This window comes from uncultured Ligilactobacillus sp., assembly GCF_948826705.1.
GTDB lineage: Bacteria > Bacillota > Bacilli > Lactobacillales > Lactobacillaceae > Ligilactobacillus.
Map to the genome: position 1 here is coordinate 1 of NZ_CAQLEL010000086.1, position 5,536 is coordinate 5,536.

The 5,536-nt window shown below is 41.5% G+C and carries 4 protein-coding genes and 12 tRNA genes; all 16 read right to left on the bottom strand.

The annotated features are described in order from the left end of the window. Positions 1 to 169 precede the first annotated feature (169 nt). The gene (locus tag Q9Q35_RS05885) at positions 170 to 331 is read right to left on the bottom strand and encodes a FeoB-associated Cys-rich membrane protein (RefSeq protein WP_304652573.1); all 162 of its coding nucleotides are present in this window, start codon (positions 329 to 331) and stop codon (positions 170 to 172) included. Next, positions 316 to 2,451: a ferrous iron transport protein B gene (gene feoB / locus Q9Q35_RS05890; protein ID WP_304652574.1), complete on the bottom strand. Its 2,136-nt coding sequence runs from the start codon at positions 2,449 to 2,451 to the stop codon at positions 316 to 318. The genes Q9Q35_RS05885 and feoB overlap by 16 nt, the downstream gene beginning before the upstream one ends. Further along, positions 2,448 to 2,927 (bottom strand): FeoA family protein, encoded by a 480-nt coding sequence (locus tag Q9Q35_RS05895; protein ID WP_304652575.1) that lies wholly within the window; start codon positions 2,925 to 2,927, stop codon positions 2,448 to 2,450. Before Q9Q35_RS05895 ends, feoB begins: the two co-directional genes overlap by 4 nt. Positions 2,928 to 3,052: 125 nt before the next feature. Further along, positions 3,053 to 4,087 (bottom strand): YeiH family protein, encoded by a 1,035-nt coding sequence (locus Q9Q35_RS05900; protein ID WP_304652576.1) that lies wholly within the window; start codon positions 4,085 to 4,087, stop codon positions 3,053 to 3,055. Between the two features lie 310 nt (positions 4,088 to 4,397). After that, a tRNA-Leu gene (locus Q9Q35_RS05905) sits at positions 4,398 to 4,482 on the bottom strand. A 41-nt stretch (positions 4,483 to 4,523) separates the two neighbouring features. Beyond that, a tRNA-Cys gene (locus tag Q9Q35_RS05910) sits at positions 4,524 to 4,594 on the bottom strand. 25 nt (positions 4,595 to 4,619) lie between these two features. After that, positions 4,620 to 4,691 (bottom strand) — tRNA-Gln (locus Q9Q35_RS05915). 7 nt (positions 4,692 to 4,698) lie between these two features. After that, positions 4,699 to 4,771: transfer RNA gene (locus tag Q9Q35_RS05920), tRNA-His, on the bottom strand. 5 nt (positions 4,772 to 4,776) lie between these two features. After that, a tRNA-Trp gene (locus Q9Q35_RS05925) sits at positions 4,777 to 4,850 on the bottom strand. A gap of 11 nt (positions 4,851 to 4,861) precedes the next feature. Beyond that, positions 4,862 to 4,944: transfer RNA gene (locus Q9Q35_RS05930), tRNA-Tyr, on the bottom strand. A 1-nt stretch (position 4,945) separates the two neighbouring features. After that, positions 4,946 to 5,021 (bottom strand) — tRNA-Phe (locus Q9Q35_RS05935). Positions 5,022 to 5,055: 34 nt separating this feature from the next. After that, positions 5,056 to 5,128: transfer RNA gene (locus Q9Q35_RS05940), tRNA-Asp, on the bottom strand. Between the two features lie 10 nt (positions 5,129 to 5,138). Beyond that, a tRNA-Val gene (locus Q9Q35_RS05945) sits at positions 5,139 to 5,211 on the bottom strand. 5 nt (positions 5,212 to 5,216) lie between these two features. Then, positions 5,217 to 5,288: transfer RNA gene (locus Q9Q35_RS05950), tRNA-Glu, on the bottom strand. A 12-nt stretch (positions 5,289 to 5,300) separates the two neighbouring features. Beyond that, positions 5,301 to 5,392 (bottom strand) — tRNA-Ser (locus tag Q9Q35_RS05955). Positions 5,393 to 5,403: 11 nt separating this feature from the next. Continuing rightward, a tRNA-Asn gene (locus Q9Q35_RS05960) sits at positions 5,404 to 5,476 on the bottom strand. Positions 5,477 to 5,536 lie beyond the last annotated feature (60 nt).

A 5,536-nucleotide genomic window follows, 5' to 3' on the forward strand; every position in this document is an offset into this window, starting at 1 on the left:
CGTGTACTCATCTTCCTCTACACCCCATTCTCTAAATATTTAAAAAAGCTTTAAAATTAGCAATTAAAGCACTTACATTAACAAGAATAGTTTAGCACAGATCGTATCAAAATAGTTAAATTTTACACCTTAAAAAAAGAGTAAGAATTACTTTCTTACCCTTTTAGATCTATAAATGTTCTTTTTTATTGATCTTTTGGACATCGATCAGCGGACAGCCAACATTGTGGCACGAACCACATTCGCTGTTTTTTTGCTTAATGATCCTAGTATACACGATCCATGCTACTAGCCCAAAGATCACTAAGCCTAAGATCAGTGTTGCGACCATTCTGAATCCCTCATTTCTATTGCTTGTTCTAACGCTTGCGGTTTACTTTTCTTGATAAATAAACCGTAAACGATCAATGTGATACCTAATAAAACAAGTATCACATTATAGATTGAATAATTGCCACTTGCAAGTACTGAGATCTGATAGATCAACATAGCTGCTAAATAAGCTAAAAATGTTTGATAACCGATAGCGCGCCAAGTCCAACTCGCATCCCCGTACTCTTTATGCATTGCTCCGATCGCAGCAAAACACGGCGCACATAATAGATTGAACGCCAAAAAAGCATAGGCTGCCATTGGCGTATAGGCTGCTGTCAAAAGCTGGTCAAACCGAGCTTGTGTTGGTGGATTTCCAAAAGCTACTTGAAGAGTAGCTACACAATTTTCTTTAGCGATCAAGCCAGTTAAAACAGCCGAGACGGCACGCCAATCTCCAAAACCAAGAGGCACAAATACTGGGGCTAACAAGCTTCCGATGCCCTTCAACATACTGCTTTCTTGGGGAACTTGTTCTAATCTAAAATTGAAATTTGATAAAAACCAGATCACGACCATCGAAGCAAAAATGATCGTTCCAGCTTTTTGGACAAACCCCTTGCTCTTTAACCAAACATACCGTACGATATTATCTAACTTTGGGAGATGATAAGCTGGCAACTCCATCACAAATGGCTGAGGATCACCAGCAAATAAGGCTGTTTTTTTCAAATAGATCCCCGAGCCGATCACAGCTATGATCCCTAAAAAATACGCCGCTGGAGCTGCTAAACTCTGACCTTTAAAAAAGGTCCCAGCGATCAAAGCGATCACAGTCAATTTAGCTGAACATGGCATAAAAGTCGTTAGCATGATCGTCATCTTACGATCTTTTTCTGCTTCAATCGTCCGAGTCGCCATGATCCCAGGAACCCCACAGCCTGTAGAGACTAATAATGGGATAAACGATTTGCCCGACAAATTGAAACGTCGAAAGATCCGATCCATCACAAAGGCGATCCGAGACATATAGCCACAATCCTCTAAGATCCCTAAACATAAAAAAAGCATCATGATCTGAGGTAAAAAGCCGAGCACAGCTCCAACCCCTCCGATGATCCCATCAATGATCAGGCCTTGCATAAATGGAGCTACATGCCACGAGCTAAGCAGATCTTCGGTAAATTTGGGGATATATTCGCCAAATAAAACGTCATTTAGCCAATCTGATCCAGCAGTTCCAATAACTTGGATCGATAAATAATAAACAGCCCACATAACCCCAAAAAAGATCGGTAATGCCAAAAAGCGATTCGTCACGATAAGATCGATCCGATCAGAGATACTCAGTGAAAAATCACCTTCATCGATCACACACTGGTCCATAACACGTGAAATAAAGTCATAACGGGCATTGATGATAATGCTACTACTCTCATCGTCAAAAATTTTTTCTGCTGTTTGGATCAAGTCAGCGATCGCTTCCCGACGTTTAGCATCTAACTTCAATTCAGCTTGGATCTGTTCATCGCGTTCAAACAATTTGATCGCATAAAACCGCAACTCATCTTTTGTTACGATCCCCTGTAATTGTTCTGCTATTTGAGCTAAGGCTGATTCTAACCGTGGATCATATTTGGGTATGATCTCTGGTGGAGCTTGCTTTTTTTGCATCTCACCAACTAATGTAGCGATATTTTCCCGTTTGAGCGCACTGACCTTGATCACCGGGATCCCCAAAAGATAAGCCAATTTTTTCGTATTGATCCTTCGACCCTGTTTTTTTAAGAGATCAGCCATATTTAAAGCCAATACAAGTGGTATCTTAGTCTCTAATAATTGCAAAGTTAAGTATAAATTTCGCTCGATATTGGTCGCATCAACTACATCAACGATCTTATCTGGCCGTTTTTCCAATAAATACTTACGTGTTACTAATTCTTCTGGTGTATATGGTGATAGTGAATAGATCCCAGGTAGATCTTGCAATAAGATCGCCTTATTCTTTTTTAGATATCCAGCCTTACGTTCGACTGTAACTCCCGGCCAATTTCCAACGCGCTGATTAGCCCCGGTCAGATAATTGAATAGAGTTGTTTTGCCACTATTGGCATTTCCAGCTAGTGCTATTTCTTTCATATGCTTATCTCCCTTACCATGATCAACTCAGCTTCAGATCGACGTAAGGTCAGCTTATAGCCTCGTAACAAGATCTCCAGCGGGTCGCCTAATGGTGCTGTATTTACTAGGGTAACTAAAGTATTTTGCGTCAATCCCATATCCATCAGGCGCCGCTTTAATTCTTTTTTACCACCTATCTTGGCAACTAAACAGCTTTGCTTTAAGTTTAACTGGGAAAGTGGCATTAATTCTTGCTCTGCTAGCTCATTAACACTTAAAACTTCAATGCAACTTGCAATACTATCACTTAAAGCTAGACGTTGCCCTTGAAAATGGATCATAGCCCCATTTCCGTGTATATTTTGGTTGAACACAGTCAATACTTTGCCCCGCACCATTCCCATCTCACTGAGACGTTTTTTCAATTGATGTTCAGCCGTTACTTGAGCTACGACATATTTGCCCCGTGTCATTACTTCAGATAATTTTTGCATTATCTCACCCCCGATTCTAATTGAGAATCATTTTCAATTACAATTTAAAAATAGCATAATTCCGCTTTCATTTCAAACAAAGACCTATAAAAATAGCGTACTATCAGCAGATAGTACGCTATTAACTAAAAGAATAATTTAGCAGCCCCAGCGGCTAAGATCAATAATACGACCGAAGAGATCAAAGAGGCTGTAAATACGCTTTTACCACGTTTAGCGATCACATGGAAGTTGACCGACATTCCTAAAGCAGCCATCGCCATTCCCAAGAAAATATAAGCTGCTTGAACTAAGCCATCGATCAAAATTTGAGGTAACGGAATAAAAGTTCCAATGATACTTGAGATCAAGAAACCCGCCATAAACCATGGGATTGGTAATTTATTCTTTTCACCCGTACTTTGTTTTAGCTTTCCTTTTTTAGCTAAATGTTTTTGATACCAGATACCGATCAATAATGCAACTGGAGCTAATAACAAGACGCGTGATAATTTCATGATCAAAGCGTCATCTAAACTGATCGATCCACCTGCACTACCAGCTGCCACTGCATGAGCGATCTCGTGTAAAGAACCACCTGCCATGACCCCAAATTGTGAATCAGTCATGTGAAGTAGCGGTCTTAATCCGATCTCGATCAGTGTAAATAAAGTCCCCATGACACAAACGACTGCGATCGCAAGTACTTCATTTTCACGTTTTATTTCTTCATCAACACCATCATTTTTGATCTGTGGTGAGACCCCCATAACTGCTGCCGCTCCACAAACACCACAACCTGCTGCAGTCAAGATGGACAGATCACTTTCAGCCCCAAAGCGTTCGCATAAATAATAGGTCAAATAAATCGTCACCGTAACTAAGAAGATCGCGATCAAGATCGTTTTTATCCCAGCATCGGCTAACTTCATTAAATTGAGCCTAAAGCCCAGTAAAATGATCCCAAGTCGCAAAAACTTATTTGAAATAAAACTAACACCTGGTTTGGAAGCTTCTACCCAATTTGGCTTCACCTGTAGTGCCATCCCCAACAACAAAGCGATGACCAATGTCCCAACAAGATCTAAATATGGTAATTTAGCTAAAAGTACCCCTAGTAAGGCACAAGCTAAAGTTAAAGCTGTAGCGTTCCAAAATGAACGCGTTTTTACAATTTGCAATAAAATCACTCCTATACATTAAAATTTATTATATATATTAGATATATCAAATGTTATATTGGGCAAAACCTTTATAAACAAGAGTTTTACACAACAAACTTTATCAATAACTCAACATTAATATCATAACTTATAAGTAATTTTTTTGCACTAAAAAAGGCTAGAACTTAATCTAGCCTTAAACATTTATGGTACTATACTTTTTATGGTGTAATGATAACTTGTTCATTACACAGCTTTTTTGGTACGGTATACAAATAAAAGTTTTTACAAAAAAAAGACTAGATCCAACATCTAGCCTTTAAAATGATACCGGTGATCGGGGTCGAACCGATACGTCCTCAACGGACACTGGATTTTGAGTCCAGCGCGTCTGCCAATTCCGCCACACCGGCATAATTAAATTTTATTAGTTACCTTATATTAAGCCAACAAAAGGCGGTAACCGGATTTGAACCGGTGATAAAGGTTTTGCAGACCTCTGCCTTACCACTTGGCTATACCGCCATTTCAAAAGGAACAAATCCCTAAACTGGGGTAGCTGGATTCGAACCAGCGCATGAGGGAGTCAAAGTCCCTTGCCTTACCGCTTGGCTATACCCCAATCAAAAGGCGATAGGTGGGAATCGAACCCACGCGTGCCGGAGCCACAATCCGGTGCGTTAACCACTTCGCCACTATCGCCATCATGGCAGGGATAGTAGGAATTGAACCCACACCGACGGTTTTGGAGACCGTAGTTCTACCTTTAAACTATATCCCTATCATGAAAAATGGAAGGGAGTGGATTCGAACCACCGAACCCGAAGGAGCGGATTTACAGTCCGCCGCGTTTAGCCAGACTTCGCTACCCTTCCATGGTGGCGCGGGACGGAATCGAACCGCCGACACAAGGAGCTTCAATCCTTTGCTCTACCAACTGAGCTACCGAGCCACAACAATATTTAAAATGCAATCAGTAATTGCAACGGTCCTAACCGGATTTGAACCGGTGATCTCCTGCGTGACAGGCAGGCGTGATAACCCCTACACCATAGGACCATAATTATAATGGAGGATACAGGGCTCGAACCTGTGACCCTCTGCTTGTAAGGCAGACGCTCTCCCAACTGAGCTAATCCTCCATAAGTGACCCGTACGGGATTTGAACCCATGTTACCGCCGTGAAAGGGCGGTGTCTTAACCACTTGACCAACGGGCCATAATTTTAAAACGGAGAGTAAGGGATTCGAACCCTTGAAACAGGTTAGTACCCGTTTACATGATTTCCAATCATGCTCCTTCGGCCAACTCGGACAACTCTCCATTAAAATCAACTCCGGCAGGCGGACTCGAACCGTCGACAGCCTGATTAACAGTCAGGTGCTCTACCAACTGAGCTATGCCGGAATAACGCGTGGCAACTTCCTACCCTCGCAAGGGGCGATCCCCTAACTACTATCGGCGTTA